Genomic DNA, 21,446 nt, shown 5'->3' on the forward strand with positions numbered 1-21,446 from the left:
AATAACGTACCACTCTCACTGCTCATGGCCAGAGCAGACGCCCGGCGAAGGAGCAGACATCCCCACACCACCCCGGCACGGGCAACAACAAGGGGCCGGCCCCAAAGAGACCGACCCCTTGCCGCCTGCGGGCTTGACGAAACCCTTGACTTACAGCGACGTATCGATCACACGTTGAAGCGGAATGCATCGAGCCCGATCCTGACCTGCGGCGGAGCCCAGCCCAGGACTCTGACCGGCGCTTTCGCCGTTTGGTTGCGTTGGCCGCCGATGAGCGTTTACGACCGTCCTGCGGACTGCCTGCGGACCGGGCAGCCTCCCCCACGCTGCCCTGACTCTTCACACCCGCAGAGTTACGACCGCCGGTAGGATCGACACCATGAGCGGTAGCAGAAAGTACTCCATCAGCCTGCCCGAGGACCTTGCCGAGGCCGTACGCTCCCATGTCGGGCCCGGCGGCTTCTCCGCCTACGTCGCCGAAGCCCTCGAACAACGGGTCGCCATGGACAAGCTTCGGGAGATCGTCGCCGACTTCGAGACCGACAACGACGAGCTCACCCGCAAGGAGGTCGAGGCCGCCCGCGCGCTGCTGCGCCATGACCACCGGCAGGTCGGCGGTGCCGCCGCCTGATGCCTGGCACCCTGCTGCTCGACAGCGAAGGACTCTCCAAGCTCTACCGCAAGGACCGCACCGTCGTGGCTCTGGTCCAGGCGGCATCGGAGGAGGGCATCCGCGTGGCAACCAGCGCCATGACCACCCTTGAGGCCGATTACGAGCGGATCCACCCGGCCCGCATCAAGTGGGTCCTCTCCCGCATCGACGTTCACGACGTCACCAAGGAGGTCACCGACGAGGCCGCCGCCCTCCTTCGCACCCATCATCTCCACGGCCATAAGTACGCCATCGACGCCGCCTTCGCCGTCATCGCCCGCAACGCGCCCCCGCCGGTCACCGTCCTCACTTCCGACCCCGAGGACCTGACGCTCCTGTGCGGCCCATCCGTAGAGGTCGTCAAGGTCTGAAGCGCCGACCACAGCCACGCCAACCAGGTCGGCCGTCAGCCACAGCCCTTCGCGGACAAGGACTCCGACCGAGGTAGCGACACCAATGCCCGGACCGGCCGACCGGATGTCAGTGGCGGCTGCTTCCATGGCGTCATGAGCACTGTGCACGACACCGCCACCCTCCTCCCCGACCCCACCGAACTCCGCGTCCATCTGCGCGCGTTGGCCGTCCTGGACGCCACGATCGGCGACGATCCGCGATTCTGCTGCTACAGCTTCGACGCCGCCTGGGGCCCTGGCGAAGAGGCAGCCTTGATGGAGAACGGCTCGGGGGACGACTTCTCCGTCCTCTTCACACCGGCCGGCGTGCTCATACGCGGCTTCGACCACGAGTCGGAGATGAGCCCGTACGGGACGGACGACGAGCAGGTCTGGCCCGGCGTCATCGACGAAGTGCCCGCCCCGTTGCGCCCACTCCTGGACGAACCCGCCTTCCACGATGAGGGCGTCAACGCCCCTCGGGTCACCGCCTGCCTGTGGCGGGAGACCGGCGACACCATCTGGCGCACCGGCTCGACCATCACCTTCCCCTCCGGTAGCGAGGACGCGGACGGCTCCGGCTTCCTCTTCCGTCTTCTCACCGACCGCTCCCCCGAGGCCGTCCAGGCCCACTTCGAGGACTACTACGAGCGCCCCGTCCCCCTCGACGCCATCCGTCACGTCCTCGCCGGACACCCCCTCACCCCTGCGGTCGCCGGGGCCCTCAACCCGGCCGTCCTCTCGGACAACGCACTGCTCCACAGGATCGCCGCGCAACCCGAGGTCGCCTCCTACCTGGCCTGCGACGGCGAGTTCGACCTTGCCCGCACCGACCCGATCGAGTCGATCGCCCTGCCCAACGGCCTCCCTGTGGTGCCCGTCGCCGGCTGCAACGCGGGCGGCGCCCACTACCTCTGCGGCCCGACCGTCCCCGACGGCCCCCGCCCTGTCCTCTACACCGACTCCGAGGGTCGAGCCTCCCTCGTCGCCGAGTCCCTCGCCGAGGCCCTGACCCTCGCCATCGTCCTCCCGTCCTGGCACGACGCCCTGGCCGGCTTCCGTCCTCCTGCCCTCAACTCCGACTACCTCGACGACCACCCGGACCACTCCACCGTCCGCGACCGCCTACTCGCCGCACTTCGGCTCCCTCCGGCCACCGACCGGGAAGTCCTGGACCGCCTACTCACCACCGCCGCCCGCACCGTCCCCGACGGATTCCTCCCGCACGTTCCCGATGAGGAGGACTCCGCCTTCCAGCCGATGCTCGAACTGTCTGCGGAGTAGGGCCGCCCCCACCCGACCGGGTCAGTGCCTCGTCGTGCGACACCGGGGGTGCGAGGGCCGAACCCGACCACTGCTGACAGCATGTCAAAATCCAGCACCATCCCAACACGGGAAATGCGAAGGGGCCGCCTCTCAAAGGAGTCGACCCCATCTGACCTGCATGTTTGCCAGCATGGCAACGTGGTGTTACTTCACCCGCTCACACATTGAAGCGGAACGCCTGAGCCCCCACCCTGACTTGCGGCGGAGCCCCGCCCAAGCCTCTGAACAGGGCTTTCACCGTTGACTGCGTTGGGTTCCGACGGCTGTCTACGAACGTCTTGCGGACTCTCTGCGGACTGGCGGACCGCCACTGGCCTGGAAATACATGGCACCGGGGACAGCAGGTCAATGAGACTACGCAGGTGAGCCGCCACTACCCCTGTCCTTGCTGCGGGCATCTCGTCCTGGACGAGATGCCCGGCTCGTACGCCATCTGCCCCGTCTGCTTCTGGGAGGACGACGCCATCCAGTTCCGGTGGCCCACCATGGATGGCGGGGCGAACAAGGTCTCCCTCATCGAGGCCCAGCACAATTACCAGGACTTCGGTGCCTGCGACCAGCACGGCCGACGGTTCGTCCGACCCCCGGCAGCGGACGAACCGCTCGATCCGGCCTGGCGCCCGATCGACCTCGCGCGGGATTCCTTCGAGGTCTGGGGAACGGAGGACTGGGCCCCGTGGCCGTCGGACCCCTCCGTCCTCTGCTGGTGGCTGCCCACCTTCTGGCGCCGCGACCAGCCGGTGTCATGACCGCCCACATCAAGAGACTCGTCCAGCAGCTCGACGGAGAAGCCGGCGAGTCCTACGACGCCCGCGCGGAGCTGATCTGGATCGGCTCCGACGCCATCCCCGCCATCGTCGACGGGCTCCCCTCCCTCGGCGGCTTCGGGCAGCTGACCGCCATCGAGGTCTTTGAGGAAGTGGGCGATCCCCACTGCGGCCCTGCCCTCATCAGACTGCTGGACAGCGACGACCCGACCGTACGCGAATGGGCAGCCATGGCCCTGGCGAACCTGGAGATCGACGACTCCATCGAGCCCCTGCGCCGCGCCCACCACGCATGCCTGCAACGCGCGACCCCGCCCGACTGGACCGAGCCCAGCGGCATCCGCTGGGCTTTGACGGAACTCGGCGCCCGCACCCCAGTCGTCCCGCCGCTCACCGCGCGCCTACGAGCCAGCGCTGCGGACGATGCTCCTGGCTGGCCCTCGGCCCACTTCGCCGAGATCATCAACGACCTGGCCGACCACGCCCAGGTGATCCTCTACTCCCAGTTCTGGCGGGTGGACGCCAGCCGCACGTACGGCATCTCCGGCACCGCCCTGGACTGGGAACTCGACTGGAACGCGCCCTGGGAGCACCTGGTCGAAGAGTCCCGCACCTGGTCCCTACTGGAAGCCTCCGAAGCCCCCGCCGGCGACAACATCTTCGTCGTCCCCACCTGGATCGACCGTACCGACCTATACCCGGAGAGGTGACCGATGCCGTTCCAGCACCCCGAGGAGATCGGCTACGGCTACGTGATCGAGCGCTACGTGACGAGGAAGGACTCGGACCACCCGCGCTACCTCGAACTGAACAGCGCGCGCGTCCTGCGGCCGGGGTGGCCGCACGCCAAACGCTTCGCCCGCCACGTGATCGAGGACGCCGCCACGATCACCGACGCCGAGCTGGAAGCCCTCCTCGCCTACGAATGGCGCTCGCGCCTCACCGCCGCCTGGCTGATCGGTGTCGGCCGGCGGGCGAGCTTCCGCGAGCGCCTCGGCGACCTCCTCCTCGCCAGCGAGGTCTGCTACTCCGGCAGCGCCTACTGTTTCGCCCTGGCCCGCCTCGGCACCCACGCCGACGCCGAGATCCTCACCGCCTACCTCGACCACTACCTCCCCCGCACCGACCTCCGCTACGACCAACCCGCAGCCCTCGGCGCCCTCCTCCACCTCGACGCCCGCCTCGGCACCCACCACGTCGACCGCTTCACCCAGCCGGACGGTCTCTGGGACCGGTGGGTCCAGGCACTGGTCCACCTCAGCGACCAGCCCGGCTACACCCCCGACGCACAGCGTCGCTGGACCGATCTTCAGTGCGACTTCGCCGACGGGTGGACGCGTCCATGACGTCGAGGAGCGCTGCGAGACGCGCCGAGGATTGTTGCTTTGCCGGTGCCTGTTGTCCCCCCTAACTGTCTTCCCCTTCACAGGTTCGCCAGAGTGGACCTCGCGTCCGAGGGCGCTGTTACCTTCCGCCCATGACCGCATCAGACGCTCTGCTCCGCCGCATCGAGCAAGACCCGCCACTGGCTGCCGCGCTCGCCTGGCCAGGCGACTTCGACATCGACCGCCGAGACCCTCTCGAGGACCTTGTCCTGCCGACGGGAAGGCCGCTGCATCCGATAGCCGGCTGCGGTGCCGGAGGCACGTACTTCCTCTGCGGGGAACGCGGGGCCGAGGACCGCCCTGTCCTGTACGCCGACTCCGAGGGCCAGGCCACATTGATCGGCGCCGACCTCGTCGATGCCATCACACTCATCGTGGTGCTGCCCTTCTGGCGCGACTTGGCGAAGGGCTTCGCGATCAGCGAGCTCGGATCGGACCTTCGGGCCGACCACCCGGACTTCGACGCCGAGCGCGACCGCCTTCTGCACTCCCTCGGGCTTGCCTCCATCTCCGAGGAGGAGGCTGCCGCTCGCCTGCTGGCTGTGGCTGCACGCACGGCCCCGGACTACGTGCCGCGCGTGCCGGACGACGCTTACCTGCCTTACGAGCTTCTGTTTCCGAGCGGCCCTGTACAGCGAAGCCAGCGCTTGACGTCAGTACCGGGCGATGACCTGTGAAGGTCCGTGCCGAGGAGATCTCCCGGCGGATCGACACCCCGTGTGCCCCTCTCGGGCTCACACTCCCGAGCCGCAGGAGGCCGCGGGCCTGGGGCACGGCGACGAACAGCCGACTGCTTGCGAGTTGCCTGCGTTCGGTCTCCGTCCACTGGACCGGGGGTGTCGTGGTGCGGGGGAAGGCTTGCTTGCACTCCAGCCCTTGGCCCGGCAGGCGGTACGTGCCAGTTTCACCACCTGTACGGGATGGCCGGCGGAGCACCCCAAGAGGCAGACCGGGATACCCGTCCGGGTGAACAGAGCCTTGGCCGACGCCCGGTCGTGCTCTCCGAGGGGTGCACCGACCAGGGACAGCAGCAGGGGTCACCCGGCCCTTGACGCGTGCCGGTGCCGACCAGCCGCGCTCGCACCAACGCCACCTGTTCCGTCCCGACTGAGGGGGACTGGCTCAGTGACCGCCGACAACAACCGAGAATTCAGTAGTGATAGCGGGCCGCGAGGATCACGATCTCCTTGTCCGTGACCAGGTAGACCAGGCGGTGCTCGTCGTCGATCCGCCGCGACCAAGCGCCTGGCAAGTGGTACTTGAGCGGCTCGGGCTTCCCGATCCCCGCGAAGGGGTCACGCTTGACGTCCTCAATGAGCTTGTTGATCCGAGCGAGCATCTTGCGGTCGCTCTTGAGCCAGGACGCGTAGTCCTCCCAGCCCTGATCCTCGAAGACAAGCCTCACTCAGCACCCTCACTGGCCGCATCCGGCGAGTCGGGGTCGATCAGCTCTCGCTCTGACACGTTGACGTTGGCCAGGGCGTTCTCGTACGCCTTGAGCAACCGGCGAGCGTTCGCCGGCGAGCGCAGCAGGTACGAGCCCTCACGCAATGCCGCATAGTCCTCGGCCGAGACGAGCACGGCATTGCCGTGCTTGGAAACGATCTCGATGGCCTCGTGGTTGTCGTTGACCTTCTTGATCAGCGGAAAGAGAGCCTTGCGGGCTTCGCTCGCAGTTATGGACATGACCTCACCCTTTCCGGTAGCGGTACCGAATAACGTACCACTCTCACTGCTCATGGCCAGAGCAGACGCCCGGCGAAGGAGCAGACATCCCAGCACCACCCCGGCACGGGCAACAACAAGGGGCCGGCCCCAAAGAGACCGACCCCTTGCCGCCTGCGGGCTTGACGAAACCCTTGACTTACAGCGACGTATCGATCACACGTTGAAGCGGAATGCCTGAGCCCCGACCCTGACCTGCGACGGAGCCGCACGCAACGCCCTGAACAGGCATTTCCCCGTTGGCTTGCGTGGGGTCCCGACGGTCGCTTACGGGTGTCCTGCGGACTCTTCGCGGACCGCTCCCAGCCGCGCCTGCTCCTCCTCGACGATCTGGCGGGCCATCGCCGTGTCCGAAACGTCGACCGCGTCCGGCGTCGACTCGGCGACCGCGCTGCGGCGTGCGTACGCGTCGAACAGGCGGGTCTTGTTCTTCAGCATCTCCACCATCCGCTCGTCCACCCCGCGGGTGGTGAGCAGCCGGTGCACCCGGACCGACCGCACCTGCCCCATGCGGTGGGCCCGCGCCACCGCCTGGTGTTCGATGGTCGGTTTGATCTGAGGCTCACAGATGATCACGACGGACGCGGCCTGCATGTTGAGCCCCACCCCCGCCGCCTCGATCTGCGCCACCAGCACCGCATGACCCGGCACGGCGGCAAACTCGTCCACCAACTGCTGACGGCGCGCGGGCGGCACGTTTCCCGAGATCGGACCAAACACCTGACCGCCACCATTGCTCCGCGCGCCATCCAGCGTGTCCTTCACCGCTCCAAGGACATCCCTGAAGTTGGAGAACACCACCACCTTCAATCCATTCTCGGCGGCGTCCTCGACGATCTCGCGCAGCCGGTTCAGCTTGGCCGACTTCTCGGGGCGCGCGTACGCCGCTCTGCGCATCGCCATGAAGTTGCCGGCGCGCACGGCTTCGCGGTAGGCGTCCTCGTCCGACGCGCTCAGCTCCTCCCACTCGTCCGTCTGCTGGAGCGCGGGCAGTTCGGTCAGAACATCCTGTTGGTTGCGGCGCAGATAGACCGGGGCGACGGCCTTCCGGAAGGCCTTGGAACCGGCCACTCCGTCACGGTCACCGACAGCCCCTGCCAGGTGCGGCTGGAGAATCTGCACAAGGCTGCGAAACTCGGCGACTCGGTTCTCCATGGGCGTGCCGGTCATGAAGAGAACGCGTTCGCAGTGCCCGGACCATTCGGTCACGGCCTGGGAGCGACGCGTCTTCGGATTCTTCACGTAGTGCGCCTCGTCCACGACCAGCATCCCCAGCTCGCCGCCTCCGGGGGCCGGGAAACCACGCAAGGCGTCGAAGGTAGTCACCCCTACGCCGCCCCGGCCCTTCCAGTCGGCGAACGCTTCCTGCCTGTCGGGGCCGTGAAGAGGCATCACGCGCAGCTTGCTGCGAGTCTCGATCTCGCGTGTCCAGTTGATCAGGACGCTGGCCGGGCATACGACCATGAAGTGGCTCTGCCCCTCGGCAGCGAGATGAGCCAGAGCAGCGATGGCCTGGATGGTCTTGCCGAGCCCCATCTCGTCACCAAGAATCACCTTGCGTTGCGCCAGGGCGAAGCGCGCCCCGAAGGCTTGATAGCCGCGCAGCGACACCCGCCGGTGAGTGTCATCAAGCATCTGGTCGCGGACCCGCTCGGCAACTTCGTCGGGCAGGAACCCCTCGGCAGCGGCAGTGTCGGGTCTGCGGCCGGAGATCTCCGCGAGCAGGCTGTAGTACTCGGCGGAACGCAGCTCGAAGTCGACCCAGGCCGCAACCTCGGTCGAGGTACCGCGCAGCAGATCCACCGAGGCCTGTGCAAGCAGCTCCGGCACACCGCCCTGCACTGCTTCCTCGGTCAGCCTGCGGACCTCTGCAACGGCCTCCAGCGCCCGAGCTCGTTTGACCTGCCCCACCAGCAGCATCCGCAGCCGCCCGGCGGCCGGCTTGGCCTCGGCCAGCAGCGGACCGAGCCGCTCCGAGAGAGCCACGGCCGTGTCGACGGCTCGCCGCGCATCGGGGCCCGCTTCCACCAGCACATGCAGGGCCATGACGAGTGAGGTGGTTCGCGGCTCCGGCCGATCCACGTCGATGTGGACGGCGATGGTCTCCCGAACGGCATCAGATATCTGACGTGCCGCCGCGATGACCTGATCGGCGGTCCGCTGCCCCACGCCAGGAATCTGTCGCAACCGGTAGGAACCGGCATCGAGTACCTGCCGGACCGACCGTAGCCCGCTCCTCTCGACTTCCCCGAGCTTCAGCCGACCCTCGGTGACCTCCTTCAACCGGGCCACTGGGATGGCGTCCAGCGCCTGTTCCGCCGCCGTATCGCAGATCGGCTTCAGCGCCGCCCGAACCGCCTCGACAGCCCGCCCGTGGTCACCGGCCACCGCCTGCGCCGCCTCGTACAGCCGCCCTCCCGCGGCAACCGCCTCCCGCTCACTGCGCCCCATCCCGCCCCGGCCCCTCTCGCCATGTCCCCGCATACTGCCACCGCTGGCCCCCGGCACCGACCGAGGCCCTCAGACATTGTGTACACATGGCACACTCGGTACCCTTGAAGCATGACTCAGCCGCTGCCCATAGAGTCCATCCGCGACGTACGCGCTCACTTGGCCGAAGTCGTCGAACGGGCCGACCGCGACGACGTGCCCACTGTCATCACCCGTCGCGGCAAGCAGGTCGCCGCCGTGGTCTCGATCGAGGTGCTGCGCAAGTACCAGGAGTGGGAAGAGCGCGAGATCAACCGCATCATCGACGAGCGCATGGCGAGCCCGGCCGCCGGCGTCCCGATCGAGGACGTGATGAGGGAGACGCTGACACGCAGTGAGTGACTACCGCACGGTGTTCCGGCCCGAGGCCCAGGCCGAGCTGCGCAAGATCCCGCGTGACATGGCGCTTCGCATCCTGGCCAAACTGACGGAGCTGGAGAGCGACCCCTTCGGCTTCAACACCACCGCACTCGTATCCCAGCCTGAGCGCCGCCGCCTACGGGTCGGCGACTACCGTGTCGTCTACACGATCGACAACGGGGAGCTGGTGGTGTGGGTCGTACACGTCGGACACCGCTCCACGGTCTACGACACGTAGCTGCTCCAGGTTCTGCGGCCTACTGCGGACAGCACAACGGCCTGACCTGCTTTCTCGCAGGTCAGGCCGTTTGTCCACGTCCCATCAGACGTTGAAGCGGAACTCCACCACATCTCCGTCGCGCATGACGTAGTCCTTGCCCTCCATGCGGGCCTTGCCCTTGGCGCGGGCCTCGGCGACCGAGCCGGTTTCGACGAGGTCGGCGAAGGAGATGACCTCGGCCTTGATGAAGCCCTTCTGGAAGTCGGTGTGGATGACTCCGGCGGCCTCGGGGGCGGTGGCGCCGCGCTTGATGGTCCAGGCGCGGGACTCCTTCGGGCCTGCGGTCAGGTACGTCTGCAGGCCGAGGATGTTGAAGCCGACGCGGGCGAGGGTGGCGAGGCCGGGCTCCTCGGCGCCGACCGACTCCAGGAGCTCCATGGCGTCCTCCTCGTCCAGCTCGGCGAGGTCCGCCTCCAGCTTGGCGTTGAGGAAGATCGCCTCGGCGGGGGCGACCAGGGCGCGCTGCTCGTTCTTGAAGTCCTCGTCGGTCAGCTCGTCCTCGTCGACGTTGAAGACGTAGAGGAACGGCTTGGTGGTGAGCAGGTGCAGGTCGTGCAGGGGCTCGGCACGCTCGCTGCCCTGGACGATGCCGTGCGCGAAGAGCGTGTCGCCCTTCTCCAGGATCTCCTTGGCCTCCTCGACCGCCTTGACCTTGGGCGCGATGTCCTTCTTGATCCGCGACTCCTTCTGCAGGCGCGGCAGGACCTTCTCGATGGTCTGCAGGTCGGCGAGGATCAGCTCGGTGTTGATCGTCTCGATGTCGCCCTTCGGCGAGACCTTGCCGTCGACGTGGACGACGTTCTCGTCCTGGAAGGCGCGGATGACCTGGCAGATCGCGTCGGACTCTCGGATGTTCGCCAGGAACTTGTTGCCGAGGCCCTCGCCCTCGCTGGCGCCGCGAACGATGCCCGCGATGTCGACGAAGTCGACCGTGGCCGGGAGGATCCGCTGGGAGCCGAAGATCTCCGCGAGCTTCGTCAGACGGGCGTCGGGGACGCCGACCACGCCGATGTTCGGCTCGATGGTGGCGAACGGGTAGTTGGCCGCCAGCACGTCGTTCTTGGTCAGGGCGTTGAACAGGGTCGACTTGCCGACATTCGGCAGACCGACGATTCCGATCGTGAGCGACACGTTGCGACTTCCCGTACGTGAGGTTGAGGACTGGCCGACTGGGCTGCGTGGGCCGATCCACCAGTCTACGGCGTACCCGCCGCCCACCCCCTCAGCAAATCGAACGCATGGACAGCCCTCGCTCTCCGGCGTGTCTGGCAGTCCATTCAGCACATAAACAGACCTAAGTTGGTTCAGTGGAGCAACACAGCACGCGACCTGCTCAGTACGGACCGCGACGTGACCAACCGGCCCGGCCTCCCGGGCCTCCCGGGCCGCCCCGGCCGCCCCGGCCTCCGCTGCCTCCGCTGCCTCCGCAGGCGGGGCGGGCCCCCGGGGGCGGTGTCGCGCGCTTCGCCCGGCCCGCCCGCCCGGCACAGCGCAGGCCCGCGCCGGCCCGCCGGCCCACCCCCTCCACTGCGGGCCGGCGGCTGCCGAATCCCCGGCTCACCGGGCTCGGCGGAGGCCTCTTCTGCGGGCTCATGATGCTGACGCTCGGGTTCCTCGTCGCGCTGCTGTTCGGGATGTCCCAGACCGTGTACGGCGTACTGTTCCTGCCGGTGTGCGTGCTGACCTCGCTGTGGGTGCGCGAGGGGGACCTGCTCACCGCGCCCGTGGTCGTCCCGATCGCCTTCGCCCTGGGCCTGCTCCCGGTCGCCGACGAAGGCGACGGCGGGACCGGCGGCCGGCTCATGGGCATGGCGACGGGACTCGCCACCCAGGCCGGCTGGCTGTACGGGGGGACCCTGATCACCTGTGCGATCGTGCTCGGCCGGCGGATGCGCATGATCCGTACGATCAACCGGCGGACCGCCGCCGCCCGGAGCCGGGCCCAGGCCTGACCCCCGGACGCGCCGGGCCCTTCCGGAAAAGGACCCCCGGGCGTCCCGGCGCCTACCTGCCCGTGGCCGCCCGCATCGCCGCTCCCACGATGCCCGCGTTGTTCTGCAGCTGCGCCGGGACGACCTCGGCCTTGATGCCCTGGATGTGGGGCAGGAACCGCTCGGACTTGCGGCTGACACCGCCGCCGATCACGAACAGCTCCGGCGAGAACAGCATCTCCACGTGGGCCAGGTACTTCTGCACCCGGCGCGCCCAGTGCTCCCACGTCAGCTCGTGGTCCTCCCTGGCCTTGCTGGAGGCCCGCTTCTCCGCCTCGTGGCCGTGCAGCTCCAGGTGGCCGAGCTCCGTGTTGGGGACCAGGACACCGTCCACGAACACGGCGCTGCCGATGCCCGTACCCAACGTCAGCAGGATGACCGTGCCCCGGCGGCCCCGGCCGGCGCCGAAGTGCACCTCGGCGACGCCCGCCGCGTCCGCGTCGTTGACCACGGTCACGGGCAGACCGCCGAGGCGGTCACCGAGCAGGGCACGCGCGTCGGTGTCGACCCAGCTCTTGTCGACGTTGGCCGCCGAACGGATCGTGGTGCCGTCGGTGACCACACCCGGGAAGGTGACCCCGACCGGGCCGGTCCAGCCGAAGTGGTCGACGACCTCCTTGACCCCGTCGGCCACCGCGTCCGGCGTGGACGGGTGCGGGGTGAGGACCTTGTAGCGCTCCTGCGCCAGGTCCCCCTTGTCCAGGTCTACCGGGGCACCCTTGATCCCGGACCCGCCGATGTCCACACCGAAAATCTGCATGGAACCACGTTAAGCCGGACCATGAACGGTCACCGAACCGGACGCCGTCACCCATCGGACACAGGGTGAGGATTGGGGACATGACGCCGTCACATCCTCCCGGATCCTCACCCGTCAGCGCACTGCACCGACCGCATTACGCCGGCCGCACTACGCCGAGGCCCCGCCCGGCCCGGTGCCACCGCGCTTCGCCACCAGTGTCGCCGCCTCCTCACGCAGGTCGCGGCGCAGTTCCTTCGGCAGCGAGAAGATGATGGACTCCTCGGCGGCCTTGACGATCTCGACGTCCTCGAAGCCGCGCTGCGCGAGCCATTCCAGGACCTGCTCGACCAGGATCTCCGGCACCGAGGCGCCCGAGGTGACGCCGACCGTGGAGACGCCCTCCAGCCAGGACTCGTCGATCTCGTCGGCGAAGTCCACCAGGTGGGCGTCGCGGGCGCCCGCGAGCTTGGCGACCTCGACGAGCCGCACGGAGTTGGAGGAGTTCCGCGAGCCGACCACGATGACCAGGTCCGCCTCGGCGCCCATCTGCTTGACCGCCAGCTGGCGGTTCTGCGTGGCGTAGCAGATGTCGTCGCTGGGCGGGGAGATCAGCTGGGGGAACTTGTCCTTGAGGGCGTCGACGGTCTCCATGGTCTCGTCCACCGAGAGGGTGGTCTGGGAGAGCCAGACCACCTTCGACGGGTCACGGACCTCGACCTTGGCGACGTCCTCGGGGCCGTCGACGAGCTGGATGTGGTCGGGGGCCTCGCCGGAGGTGCCGATGACCTCTTCGTGGCCCTCGTGCCCGATCAGGAGGATGTCGTAGTCCTCGTCCGCGAACCGGACCGCTTCCTTGTGCACCTTGGTGACCAGCGGGCAGGTCGCGTCGATGGTGGCGAGCCGGCCGCGCGCGGCCTCCTCGTGGACGACGGGGGCCACGCCGTGCGCGGAGAACATGACGATGTTGCCCGGCGGCACCTCCTCCGTCCGTTCGACGAAGACGGCGCCCTTCTTCTCCAGGGTCTGCACGACGTACTTGTTGTGCACGATCTCGTGCCGGACGTAGACGGGGGCCCCGTACTGCTCCAGGGCCTTCTCGACGGCGATCACGGCGCGGTCCACGCCCGCGCAGTAGCCCCGGGGGGCGGCGAGCAGGACACGGCGGCCAGGCGAAGCGGTCATGCGTCCCATCGTAAGGGCCACGTCCGACAGCCCCGTGATCGCGTCCGCGGGGAGACCCCGGACCGGTCCGGGTTCCGGGTGCACGGGGGCGGCGAGCAGGGCGTACGGGCGCACCGGGCGCATGGGCGAGCGGTGCACGGGCATGGGGGCCGCGCGGGGGTGGCCTGCGATGTCGGTGGCTCGGACTAGTCTCGCGGCATGGCTGTCAACACGTCTGCGGAAGCGCCCATCCCGGTCGGTGAGGTGTCCCGGCTCATCGGGGGCTGGATCGACCGGCTCGGCGCGGTGTGGGTCGAGGGGCAGATCACCCAGCTGTCGCGGCGGCCGGGCGCCGGGGTGGTGTTCATGACGCTGCGGGACGCCTCGTACGACATCTCCGTCGGCGTGACCTGCTACCGGCAGGTGTTCGACGCCGTCGCCGACGTCGTCAGCGAGGGCGCGCGGGTCGTGGTGCACTGCAAGCCCGAGTGGTACGCCCCGCGCGGGCAGCTGTCACTGCGGGCCGCGGAGATCAGGCCGGTCGGGGTCGGGGAGCTGCTCGCGAGGCTTGAGCAGCTGAAGAAGTCCCTCGCGCGGGAGGGCCTTTTCGCCCCCGAGCGGAAGAAGCCGCTGCCGTTCCTGCCGCGGCTGATCGGGCTGGTCTGCGGACGTGCCTCGGCCGCCGAGCGGGACGTGCTGGAGAACGCCCACCGCCGCTGGCCCGCCGTCCGCTTCGAGGTGCGCAATGTCGCCGTGCAGGGCGTGCACGCGGTGCCGCAGGTCGTCCAGGCCGTGAAGGAGCTGGACGCGGTCGACGAGGTGGACGTGATCGTCGTGGCGCGGGGTGGGGGCAGCGTGGAGGACCTGCTGCCCTTCTCCGACGAGCAGCTGGTGCGGACGGTGGCGGACTGCCGTACACCGGTCGTCTCCGCGATCGGACACGAGCCGGACAACCCGCTCCTGGACCATGTCGCCGACGTACGGGCCTCCACTCCGACGGACGCCGCCAAAAAGGTCGTCCCGGACGTGGGCGAGGAGTACGAACGGGTGCGGCTGCTGCGCGACCGTGCGCGGCGCTGCGTCCAGGCGTTCGTCGACCGGGAGGAGCGGGGGCTGGCGCAGGCACTGGCCCGGCCCTCGATGGAGAAACCGCACCGGATGATCGACGGGCGGGCCGAGGAGGTCACCGCGCTGCTCGACCGGGCCCGGCGCTCTCTGCGGCACCAGCTGGACCGGACCGACTCCGAGCTGACGCACACGCACGCGCGCGTGGTGGCCCTGTCCCCCGCCGCGACGCTGAAGCGCGGGTACGCCGTGCTGCAGCGGGCCGACGGGCACGCCGTGCGTGATCCGGGTGAGGTGGAGGCCGGTGAGGCGTTGCGGGCACGGGTGTCCGAGGGTGAGTTCAGTGTCCGAGTCGATACGTAGGGTGGGCGGATGACCGGCAAGACGGAGCAGGCGGAGCAGACGGGGCAGGCGGAGGCCGCGGCCGAGGCTCTCGGATACGAGCAGGCGCGGGACGAGCTGATCGAGGTCGTACGCCGTCTGGAGACGGGCGGTACGACGCTGGAGGAGTCGCTCGCGCTGTGGGAGCGGGGCGAGGAGCTGGCCAAGGTGTGCCGGAGCCGGCTGGACGGGGCACGGGCCCGGCTCGACGCGGCACTCTCGGAGGAGACTGCTGGAGCGGGAGGGGCAAAGGACCGGGACGGGGAGCTGTAGCCCGCGCGCCCCGGCGGACCGGATGCGGGCGGACCGGATCCGGTCCGCCCGCATCCGGTCCGCCGGGGCGATCCCGGCCCGGCCCAGCCGGCCGGGGCTACTTGGCGTTGTCCTCGGCCAGCGTGTGGGCGACGAGGGCGTTCGCATGACCGTGGCCCAGGCCGTGCTCGGTCTTGAGCCAGGCGACCAGCTCCATGTGCTTGACGAGCGGCGAGGAGCGAATCAGCTTCTTCCACTCCGCGATCGGACGGCCGTACTTCTTCTCGATCGACGGAAAGTAGCTGGCAGGGCCCTTGACGGTGTCGGTCATGTCGGGGTGGTCCCATCTGTGTCTGTGCGAGTGGTGGCGTACTGCTTGCAGGACTGCGGGTGCGTGATGAAGTGATCGCGGAATCGGCGTGATCCACGTCACTCGGAGAGCGGAACCGTGAAGCAGGTCACCGCATTCCGCTTTTGGTTGAACTTTGAACTTTCCTGTCGTAATGTTTTCCCCGTCAAGGGCTTCGCGCCGATCGTGCGGAGCCGACGCTCCCCCAGAAAGTTCACGCATGTCTCTCGTTCTTGACTCCGCCGCCCAGGACCTGCTCTTCCGCGAGGCGCGCACCGCCAACACCTTCACCGACGAGCCGGTGACCGACGAGCAGGTGCAGGCCATCTACGACCTGGTCAAGTACGGCCCGACCTCCATGAACAATTCGCCGCTGCGCGTCACCCTGGTCCGCTCCCCCGAGGCCCGCGAGCGTCTCGTCCAGCACATGGCGGAGGGCAACCAGGCCAAGACGGCCGCCGCCCCGCTGGTCGCGGTCCTCTCCGCGGACAACGAGTTCCACGAGGAGCTGCCGCAGCTCTTCCCGCACTTCCCGCAGGCCAAGGACATGTTCGCCGGCGACCGCTCGATGCGCGAGGGCCAGGCTTCCCTGAACGCCGCCCTCCAGGCCGCGTACTTCATCATCGGCGTGCGCGCCGCGGGCCTGGCCGCCGGCCCGATGACCGGCTGTGACCTCGAGGGCATCCGCAAGGAGTTCCTCGACGACGACCACACCCCGCTGATGGTCGTCAACATCGGCCACCCCGGCCAGGACGCCTGGTTCCCGCGCAGCCCGCGCCTGGAGTACGACCAGGCCGTCACCACCGTCTGATCGTTGCCTCGCGGCATACGGCAGGACCCCCCGACACGTCGTGTCGGGGGGTCCTGCCGTATGCCGGTCGTCGCGAACCGGTCAGTCGGCGGATGCGGTACGCAGAGCCTCGGCCATCTCCGTCAGCCGGGCGAAGGACGCCGTGCCCGTCACCACCGTGGTCGAGCCCTCGTCCTCGAGCACCAGCGCGTCGTACTGATCGCCCTCGTACCGGGTCCAGGTCTTGCCGGCGATCTGCTGTGTCTTCCCGGTCTTCTCCGCGCCCTGGGTCTCGTGCTCGATGAAGACCACCGGCTTCTGAGCCGACTGCTCGACCGCCACGTACTCCCCGTCGGGGGCTCGGTAGCCGAGGTGCCAGGCATCGAACTCCTCGCCCTGGAAACGAACGGAGGTGGGCTTCCATGCCTCGGACAGACCCTCGGGCGCGGCCACCGGGTAGACGGCGGCGCGGCGCGCGGTGAGCAGCTCGACGCGGTAGTCGACCCGCTGGAGGTCGGGCTCGCCGTCGTCGTGCGGGATGAACAGCCAGATCACTCCCGCGGCGAGCAAGATGAGGCTCAGGGAAAGAATCATGTCCCGAGCCGACTTCTGCGTGCTGTTCGTTCCTGCCACGCCCCTATCGTCGCAGGTGCCCGACCCGCTCATCCGTGGGGTCCCCTGCTCATTCTGTCGGCCCGGCGCTAGAGTCGGGCGCAACACCCTCATCCGGCCGTCGTCGTACAGAAAGGTGCGCTCCGATGACCGAACACCATCAATTGCCGTCCGAACTCGATGTGCCCTCCGAAGCTCCCGACCGCAACCTCGCCCTGGAACTCGTCCGGGTCACCGAGGCCGCCGCGATGGCCGCCGGGCGCTGGGTCGGACGCGGCGACAAGAACGGCGCCGACGGTGCCGCGGTACGCGCCATGCGCACCCTCGTCTCCACCGTCTCGATGAACGGCGTCGTCGTCATCGGCGAGGGCGAGAAGGACGAGGCCCCGATGCTCTTCAACGGGGAGCGCGTGGGCGACGGGACCGGGCCCGAGTGCGATATCGCCGTCGACCCCATCGACGGCACCACGCTGACCGCCAAGGGCATGACCAACGCGATCGCCGTACTGGCCGCCGCCGAACGCGGCTCGATGTTCGACCCCTCGGCCGTGTTCTACATGGACAAGCTGGTCACCGGGCCCGAGGCCGCCGACTTCGTCGACATCGACGCGCCGGTGGCCGTGAACATCCGCCGGGTCGCCAAGGCCAAGCGGGTCACCCCCGAGGACGTCACGGTGGTGATCCTCGACCGGCCTCGGCACGAGGGCATCATCAAGGAGATCCGGGAGACCGGGGCACGCATCAAGCTGATCTCCGACGGTGACGTGGCCGGCTCGATCCTCGCCCTGCGCGAGGGCACCGGCATCGACCTGCTGCTCGGCATCGGCGGCACCCCCGAGGGCATCATCTCGGCCTGTGCCGTGAAGTGCCTCGGCGGCACCCTCCAGGGCAAGCTGTGGCCGCAGGACGAAGCGGAGCGGCAGCGCGCGATCGACGCGGGGCACGACCTCGACCGGGTGCTGACCGACGCGGACCTCGTCACCGGCGACAACGTGTTCTTCGTGGCCACCGGCATCACCGACGGCGAGCTGCTGCGCGGGGTGCGGTACCGGTCCGAGACCGCCACGACCGACTCCATCGTGATGCGGTCCAAGTCGGGCACGGTGCGGCGGATCGACTCCGAGCACCGGCTGAGCAAGCTGCGTGCGTACAGTGCGGTGGACTTCGACCGGGCCAAGTAGCTCCGCCGGGTTCGTCGAGGCTGTGCGGGCGGCTCACGGGTGTGCGGTCCGTGGGTCGCCGGGAGTCTCGTCGAACGGTGCGGGTCCGCCCGCTGTGGCCGGGCGCGCAGTTCCCCGCGCCCCTTGTGGCCCACGGTGTGGAATGGGCGCCCCCTGCACAGGGGGCGTCGCGCAGTTCCCCGCGCCCCCGATGAGCCATCCCGGGCCTGAAACGCGCCCCTCGTGCAGCACAGGTCGCGCGGTTCCCCGCGCCCCCGGTGAGCCGCCCCGGGACGGAAACGTGCCCCGCGCCGGGTTCCGGGGAGCTGGTCAGCCCGCTGCCGCTATGGAGTCGCCGGTGCGGGCCGCCTTCTGGAGTTCCACGTCCCGGCGGCGGCGGCGGGCCAGGACCACGCGGCGCTCGGCGGCGGTCAGGCCGCCCCAGACGCCGTAGGGCTCGGGCTGGAGCAGGGCATGCTCCCTGCACTCGACCATCACCGGACAGCGGGCGCAGACCCGCTTGGCGGCCTCCTCACGGGAGAGCCTGGCGGCCGTGGGCTCCTTCGACGGGGCGAAGAACAATCCTGCCTCGTCGCGTCGGCACACCGCCTCGGTATGCCAGGGCGCGTCCTGGTCCCTGTCGCGCGTCGGCACCCGCTGGGCCGGAACGGCAGCTACCTGCAGGGACGAATGCGGCGGTTGCGGCACGGGTCTACTCCTGACGACGGCTTCGCGAGCGAGAGACGATGCAGCAAGGCTTACCCGCTGTGCGTGCGCCTATGCACTGAGTCCCGAACCGCCGCTTCCAGTAACGGAATTCGGCCCACGCCGCCTCCGCGTCGCACGGACGGAGCGCCTCCGTTTCAGCGCCTCCGCCCGCCCCGCCTCACGAGTGTCAACGGTCCTGGCGCTTGCCCAAACCCTTGTCCACCGAGCGCTGCACCCGGTCGAGGATGTCCGCCACCAGCTTGCCCCGCTTGGGCCGCGCCTCGACATTGCTCAGCACCGCCCAGCCGTCCACGTAGACCACCGGGGCCTCGGGGTCCTCGGAGTCCAGCGAGGCCACCTCGAAGTTGCCGAGGACACCACCGCCCATGCCGCGCAGCGACACGTTCTCCGGGACGCGGATCTCGACGTTGCCGAAGACCGAGAAGGCCTTGATCATGACCTGCTGATGTTCGAAGATCGCCTCGCTGAGGTCTATCTCGACATTGCCGAAGATCGCGTACACATGGATGCGGCGGCCGGCCCGCCAGCGCCCCTTGCGGGTGGCGGCGCTGAAGACCGCCACCACATTGTCGTCGGGGTCCATCGGGATGGCGCCCGCGGTGGGCCGGCTGGGCGCCGAGGCAGGGGCCGCACGCCGCTGGTGGTCGCCCGGCAGATCCCGGACGAACACCTCGAGCTCTCCGGCGGTCTTGGCGGCCAGCACGCCCTCGACGCGCTCGGCGTGCTCCTCGGGGGACAGCCTGCCCTCGGCGAGGGCCTCGCGCAGAAGGTCGGCGACGCGGTCGCGGTCGGCGTCCGAGACGCGCAGCTCGGCGGCCCGCGGTGCGCTGTCCTGCGGCTGGGCATGCTTCTGAAGGTCCACGACAGCAGCGTACCCAAACGCGATAGATCGCGACTACCCCCCGTCGCGAACTACTCGTGAACGACTCGGAACCCGCCCACCCGACCCGACCGACCGACCAACCCGACCAACCCGACCAACCGGACGGCCCGACCGGACGGCCCGACCGACCGGACGGGAAGCCATGAGGCGGTGACCGACAGCCACTGAGGACAACCTCACAGGCTCACCCCCGGCGGCAGGTCCTACGCTGGTGGGCGCTCGCCGGTGTCGGCGGGCGGCCACCTGTCGAGTGAGGAATGGGCGAGATGCCTGAGTTCGAGTACGCCGATCTGCTCCCCATGGGAGAGGACACCACCCCCTACCGGCTGGTGACCTCCGAAGGTGTCTCCACCTTCGAGGCCGATGGACGGACCTTCCTCAAGGTGGAGCCGGAGGCGCTGCGCGAGCTCGCCGAAGAGGCCATCCGCGACATCCAGCACTATCTGCGCCCCGCCCACCTCGCCCAGCTGCGCCGCATCATCGACGACCCCGAGGCCTCGTCCAACGACAAGTTCGTCGCCCTGGACCTGCTGAAGAACGCCAACATCGCGGCGGCCGGCGTGCTCCCCATGTGCCAGGACACCGGCACCGCGATCGTCATGGGCAAGCGCGGCCAGAACGTCCTCACCGGGGGCGGCGACGAGGAGGCCCTGTCCCGGGGCATCTACGACGCGTACCACAACCTCAACCTGCGCTACTCCCAGATGGCGCCCCTGACCATGTGGGAGGAGAAGAACACCGGCTCCAACCTCCCCGCCCAGATCGAGCTGTACGCGACCGACGGCGGCGCCTACAAGTTCCTGTTCATGGCCAAGGGCGGCGGCTCCGCCAACAAGAGCTTCCTCTACCAGGAGACCAAGGCCGTCCTGAACGAGTCCTCCATGATGAAGTTCCTTGAGGAGAAGATCCGTTCGCTCGGCACGGCCGCCTGTCCGCCGTACCACCTGGCGATCGTCGTCGGCGGCACGTCGGCCGAGTACGCGCTGAAGACCGCGAAGTACGCCTCGGCGCACTACCTCGACGAGATCCCGTCCGAGGGCTCCCCGCTGGGTCACGGCTTCCGGGACAAGGAGCTGGAGGACAAGGTCTTCGAGCTGACCCAGAAGATCGGCATCGGCGCGCAGTTCGGCGGCAAGTACTTCTGCCACGACGTCCGCGTGGTCCGGCTGCCGCGGCACGGCGCGTCCTGCCCGGTCGCGATCGCCGTCTCCTGCTCCGCCGACCGCCAGGCCGTCGCGAAGATCACCGCCGAGGGCGTCTTCCTCGAGCAGCTGGAGCGTGACCCCGCGCGGTTCCTCCCGGAGACGACGGACGAGCACCTCGAGACCGAGGAGGATGTCGTCCAGATCGACCTGAACCAGCCGATGGACGCCATCCTCGCGGAGCTCACCAAGTACCCGGTCAAGACCCGCCTCTCCCTCACCGGCCCGCTGGTCGTCGCCCGCGACATCGCGCACGCCAAGATCAAGGAGCGGCTGGACGCGGGCGAGGGAATGCCGCAGTACCTCAAGGACCACCCGGTGTACTACGCCGGTCCGGCCAAGACCCCCGAGGGCTACGCGTCCGGCTCCTTCGGCCCGACGACGGCCGGCCGCATGGACTCCTACGTCGAGCAGTTCCAGGCGGCCGGCGGTTCCAAGGTGATGCTCGCCAAGGGCAACCGCAGCAAGCAGGTCACCGACGCGTGCGACGCGCACGGCGGCTTCTACCTCGGCTCGATCGGCGGGCCGGCCGCCCGGCTCGCCCAGGACTGCATCAAGAAGGTCGAGGTCCTGGAGTACGAGGAGCTCGGCATGGAGGCGGTCTGGAAGATCGAGGTCGAGGACTTCCCGGCGTTCGTCGTCGTCGACGACAAGGGCAACGACTTCTTCCAGGATCCTTCGCCGCAGCAGCCGACGTTCACGTCGATTCCGGTGCGGGGGCCGGGGGCGGCGTAGTGCCCACGGGGGCGGCG

The 21,446-nt window shown here is 69.1% G+C and carries 25 protein-coding genes; 15 read left to right on the top strand and 10 right to left on the bottom strand.

What is annotated here, in order from left to right; genetic code table 11:
• Positions 1-379 precede the first annotated feature (379 nt).
• From ACFPZI_RS36665 to ACFPZI_RS36695, 7 genes are all read left to right on the top strand, one after another.
• Complete coding sequence (locus ACFPZI_RS36665; RefSeq protein ID WP_381371492.1) at positions 380-631, top strand: hypothetical protein; 252 nt, start codon at positions 380-382, stop codon at positions 629-631.
• Entirely contained in the window at positions 631-1,023 is a 393-nt protein-coding gene (locus ACFPZI_RS36670) for a DNA-binding protein (protein ID WP_381371493.1), read from the top strand. The genes ACFPZI_RS36665 and ACFPZI_RS36670 overlap by 1 nt, the downstream gene beginning before the upstream one ends.
• A 135-nt stretch (positions 1,024-1,158) precedes the next feature.
• Positions 1,159-2,328 (top strand): hypothetical protein, encoded by a 1,170-nt coding sequence (locus tag ACFPZI_RS36675; protein WP_381371494.1) that lies wholly within the window; start codon positions 1,159-1,161, stop codon positions 2,326-2,328.
• A 404-nt stretch (positions 2,329-2,732) separates the two neighbouring features.
• Positions 2,733-3,119, top strand: a complete 387-nt coding sequence (locus ACFPZI_RS36680) for a CPCC family cysteine-rich protein (protein ID WP_360032878.1) — start codon at positions 2,733-2,735, stop codon at positions 3,117-3,119.
• The gene (locus ACFPZI_RS36685; protein ID WP_381371495.1) at positions 3,116-3,847 is read left to right on the top strand and encodes a HEAT repeat domain-containing protein; all 732 of its coding nucleotides are present in this window, start codon (positions 3,116-3,118) and stop codon (positions 3,845-3,847) included. Before ACFPZI_RS36680 ends, ACFPZI_RS36685 begins: the two co-directional genes overlap by 4 nt.
• Positions 3,848-3,850: 3 nt before the next feature.
• Complete coding sequence (locus tag ACFPZI_RS36690; RefSeq protein ID WP_381371496.1) at positions 3,851-4,483, top strand: DUF6000 family protein; 633 nt, start codon at positions 3,851-3,853, stop codon at positions 4,481-4,483.
• A gap of 131 nt (positions 4,484-4,614) precedes the next feature.
• Entirely contained in the window at positions 4,615-5,199 is a 585-nt protein-coding gene (locus ACFPZI_RS36695) for a hypothetical protein (protein WP_381371497.1), read from the top strand.
• A 473-nt stretch (positions 5,200-5,672) separates the two neighbouring features.
• Here the strand turns inward: ACFPZI_RS36695 and ACFPZI_RS36700 are convergent, their stop codons facing one another.
• From ACFPZI_RS36700 to ACFPZI_RS36710, 3 genes are all read right to left on the bottom strand, one after another.
• A complete protein-coding gene (locus ACFPZI_RS36700; protein WP_381371498.1) occupies positions 5,673-5,927 on the bottom strand; it encodes a Txe/YoeB family addiction module toxin in 255 nt (84 codons plus the stop codon).
• Positions 5,924-6,208 (bottom strand): type II toxin-antitoxin system Phd/YefM family antitoxin, encoded by a 285-nt coding sequence (locus ACFPZI_RS36705; RefSeq protein WP_381371499.1) that lies wholly within the window; start codon positions 6,206-6,208, stop codon positions 5,924-5,926. The genes ACFPZI_RS36700 and ACFPZI_RS36705 overlap by 4 nt, the downstream gene beginning before the upstream one ends.
• A gap of 306 nt (positions 6,209-6,514) precedes the next feature.
• Complete coding sequence (locus ACFPZI_RS36710; RefSeq protein ID WP_381371500.1) at positions 6,515-8,698, bottom strand: DEAD/DEAH box helicase; 2,184 nt, start codon at positions 8,696-8,698, stop codon at positions 6,515-6,517.
• Between the two features lie 111 nt (positions 8,699-8,809).
• Between ACFPZI_RS36710 and ACFPZI_RS36715 the strand changes: the two genes are divergently transcribed.
• Complete coding sequence (locus tag ACFPZI_RS36715; protein WP_381371501.1) at positions 8,810-9,079, top strand: type II toxin-antitoxin system Phd/YefM family antitoxin; 270 nt, start codon at positions 8,810-8,812, stop codon at positions 9,077-9,079.
• A complete protein-coding gene (locus ACFPZI_RS36720; protein WP_030207783.1) occupies positions 9,072-9,335 on the top strand; it encodes a type II toxin-antitoxin system RelE family toxin in 264 nt (87 codons plus the stop codon). Before ACFPZI_RS36715 ends, ACFPZI_RS36720 begins: the two co-directional genes overlap by 8 nt.
• Before the next feature lie 84 nt (positions 9,336-9,419).
• On the opposite strand, the gene ychF is transcribed toward ACFPZI_RS36720, so the two are convergent.
• Positions 9,420-10,508 (bottom strand): redox-regulated ATPase YchF, encoded by a 1,089-nt coding sequence (gene ychF, locus ACFPZI_RS36725; protein ID WP_381371502.1) that lies wholly within the window; start codon positions 10,506-10,508, stop codon positions 9,420-9,422.
• Between the two features lie 461 nt (positions 10,509-10,969).
• On the opposite strand from ychF, the gene ACFPZI_RS36730 reads away from it, so the two are divergent.
• Entirely contained in the window at positions 10,970-11,329 is a 360-nt protein-coding gene (locus ACFPZI_RS36730) for a DUF6542 domain-containing protein (protein ID WP_381371503.1), read from the top strand.
• 52 nt (positions 11,330-11,381) lie between these two features.
• Here ACFPZI_RS36730 and ppgK read toward each other — a convergent pair whose 3' ends face one another.
• Entirely contained in the window at positions 11,382-12,128 is a 747-nt protein-coding gene (gene ppgK, locus ACFPZI_RS36735; protein ID WP_381371504.1) for a polyphosphate--glucose phosphotransferase, read from the bottom strand.
• A 150-nt stretch (positions 12,129-12,278) separates the two neighbouring features.
• On the bottom strand, positions 12,279-13,301 hold the full coding sequence (locus tag ACFPZI_RS36740; protein WP_381371522.1) for a 4-hydroxy-3-methylbut-2-enyl diphosphate reductase: 1,023 nt from the start codon (positions 13,299-13,301) through the stop codon (positions 12,279-12,281).
• A gap of 189 nt (positions 13,302-13,490) precedes the next feature.
• On the opposite strand from ACFPZI_RS36740, the gene xseA reads away from it, so the two are divergent.
• A complete protein-coding gene (xseA, locus tag ACFPZI_RS36745; protein WP_381371505.1) occupies positions 13,491-14,699 on the top strand; it encodes an exodeoxyribonuclease VII large subunit in 1,209 nt (402 codons plus the stop codon).
• Between the two features lie 9 nt (positions 14,700-14,708).
• A complete protein-coding gene (locus tag ACFPZI_RS36750; protein ID WP_381371506.1) occupies positions 14,709-14,990 on the top strand; it encodes an exodeoxyribonuclease VII small subunit in 282 nt (93 codons plus the stop codon).
• Positions 14,991-15,087: 97 nt separating this feature from the next.
• On the opposite strand, the gene ACFPZI_RS36755 is transcribed toward ACFPZI_RS36750, so the two are convergent.
• Complete coding sequence (locus ACFPZI_RS36755) at positions 15,088-15,300, bottom strand: DUF4287 domain-containing protein (RefSeq protein ID WP_381371507.1); 213 nt, start codon at positions 15,298-15,300, stop codon at positions 15,088-15,090.
• Between the two features lie 238 nt (positions 15,301-15,538).
• Here ACFPZI_RS36755 and ACFPZI_RS36760 point away from each other — a divergent pair, with 238 nt between their 5' ends.
• Positions 15,539-16,129 (top strand): malonic semialdehyde reductase, encoded by a 591-nt coding sequence (locus ACFPZI_RS36760; protein WP_381371508.1) that lies wholly within the window; start codon positions 15,539-15,541, stop codon positions 16,127-16,129.
• 81 nt (positions 16,130-16,210) lie between these two features.
• Here the strand turns inward: ACFPZI_RS36760 and ACFPZI_RS36765 are convergent, their stop codons facing one another.
• Positions 16,211-16,741, bottom strand: coding sequence for a DUF4245 domain-containing protein (locus ACFPZI_RS36765; protein WP_381371509.1), 531 nt, complete (start codon positions 16,739-16,741; stop codon positions 16,211-16,213).
• A 125-nt stretch (positions 16,742-16,866) separates the two neighbouring features.
• Between ACFPZI_RS36765 and glpX the strand changes: the two genes are divergently transcribed.
• The gene (glpX, locus tag ACFPZI_RS36770) at positions 16,867-17,901 is read left to right on the top strand and encodes a class II fructose-bisphosphatase (protein ID WP_381371510.1); all 1,035 of its coding nucleotides are present in this window, start codon (positions 16,867-16,869) and stop codon (positions 17,899-17,901) included.
• A gap of 309 nt (positions 17,902-18,210) precedes the next feature.
• On the opposite strand, the gene ACFPZI_RS36775 is transcribed toward glpX, so the two are convergent.
• Positions 18,211-18,588, bottom strand: a complete 378-nt coding sequence (locus ACFPZI_RS36775; protein WP_381371511.1) for a WhiB family transcriptional regulator — start codon at positions 18,586-18,588, stop codon at positions 18,211-18,213.
• 187 nt (positions 18,589-18,775) lie between these two features.
• Positions 18,776-19,471 carry a DUF1707 SHOCT-like domain-containing protein gene (locus ACFPZI_RS36780; RefSeq protein WP_381371512.1) on the bottom strand — a complete coding sequence of 232 codons (696 nt, stop codon included), beginning with the start codon at positions 19,469-19,471 and terminating at the stop codon, positions 18,776-18,778.
• Positions 19,472-19,749: 278 nt separating this feature from the next.
• Between ACFPZI_RS36780 and ACFPZI_RS36785 the strand changes: the two genes are divergently transcribed.
• Positions 19,750-21,429: a fumarate hydratase gene (locus ACFPZI_RS36785; RefSeq protein WP_381371513.1), complete on the top strand. Its 1,680-nt coding sequence runs from the start codon at positions 19,750-19,752 to the stop codon at positions 21,427-21,429.
• Positions 21,430-21,446 lie beyond the last annotated feature (17 nt).

Origin of the sequence: Streptomyces chlorus (genome assembly GCF_042655885.1) — a bacterium.
Classification (GTDB): Bacteria; Actinomycetota; Actinomycetes; order Streptomycetales; family Streptomycetaceae; genus Streptomyces; species Streptomyces chlorus.

Excerpts from the sequence above, each read along its gene's own strand:
- ACFPZI_RS36665 (WP_381371492.1), top strand. The coding sequence starts at position 380 with ATGAGCGGTAGCAGAAAGTACTCCATCAGCCTGCCCGAGGACCTTGCC.
- ACFPZI_RS36670 (WP_381371493.1), top strand. The coding sequence starts at position 631 with ATGCCTGGCACCCTGCTGCTCGACAGCGAAGGACTCTCCAAGCTCTAC.
- ACFPZI_RS36675 (WP_381371494.1), top strand. The coding sequence starts at position 1,159 with ATGAGCACTGTGCACGACACCGCCACCCTCCTCCCCGACCCCACCGAA.
- ACFPZI_RS36685 (WP_381371495.1), top strand. The coding sequence starts at position 3,116 with ATGACCGCCCACATCAAGAGACTCGTCCAGCAGCTCGACGGAGAAGCC.
- ACFPZI_RS36690 (WP_381371496.1), top strand. The coding sequence starts at position 3,851 with ATGCCGTTCCAGCACCCCGAGGAGATCGGCTACGGCTACGTGATCGAG.
- ACFPZI_RS36695 (WP_381371497.1), top strand. The coding sequence starts at position 4,615 with ATGACCGCATCAGACGCTCTGCTCCGCCGCATCGAGCAAGACCCGCCA.
- ACFPZI_RS36705 (WP_381371499.1), bottom strand. The coding sequence starts at position 6,208 with ATGTCCATAACTGCGAGCGAAGCCCGCAAGGCTCTCTTTCCGCTGATC.
- ACFPZI_RS36710 (WP_381371500.1), bottom strand. The coding sequence starts at position 8,698 with ATGGGGCGCAGTGAGCGGGAGGCGGTTGCCGCGGGAGGGCGGCTGTAC.
- ACFPZI_RS36715 (WP_381371501.1), top strand. The coding sequence starts at position 8,810 with ATGACTCAGCCGCTGCCCATAGAGTCCATCCGCGACGTACGCGCTCAC.
- ACFPZI_RS36730 (WP_381371503.1), top strand. The coding sequence starts at position 10,970 with ATGATGCTGACGCTCGGGTTCCTCGTCGCGCTGCTGTTCGGGATGTCC.
- ppgK (WP_381371504.1), bottom strand. The coding sequence starts at position 12,128 with ATGCAGATTTTCGGTGTGGACATCGGCGGGTCCGGGATCAAGGGTGCC.
- ACFPZI_RS36740 (WP_381371522.1), bottom strand. The coding sequence starts at position 13,301 with ATGGGACGCATGACCGCTTCGCCTGGCCGCCGTGTCCTGCTCGCCGCC.
- xseA (WP_381371505.1), top strand. The coding sequence starts at position 13,491 with ATGGCTGTCAACACGTCTGCGGAAGCGCCCATCCCGGTCGGTGAGGTG.
- ACFPZI_RS36750 (WP_381371506.1), top strand. The coding sequence starts at position 14,709 with ATGACCGGCAAGACGGAGCAGGCGGAGCAGACGGGGCAGGCGGAGGCC.
- ACFPZI_RS36755 (WP_381371507.1), bottom strand. The coding sequence starts at position 15,300 with ATGACCGACACCGTCAAGGGCCCTGCCAGCTACTTTCCGTCGATCGAG.
- ACFPZI_RS36760 (WP_381371508.1), top strand. The coding sequence starts at position 15,539 with ATGTCTCTCGTTCTTGACTCCGCCGCCCAGGACCTGCTCTTCCGCGAG.
- glpX (WP_381371510.1), top strand. The coding sequence starts at position 16,867 with ATGACCGAACACCATCAATTGCCGTCCGAACTCGATGTGCCCTCCGAA.
- ACFPZI_RS36785 (WP_381371513.1), top strand. The coding sequence starts at position 19,750 with ATGGGCGAGATGCCTGAGTTCGAGTACGCCGATCTGCTCCCCATGGGA.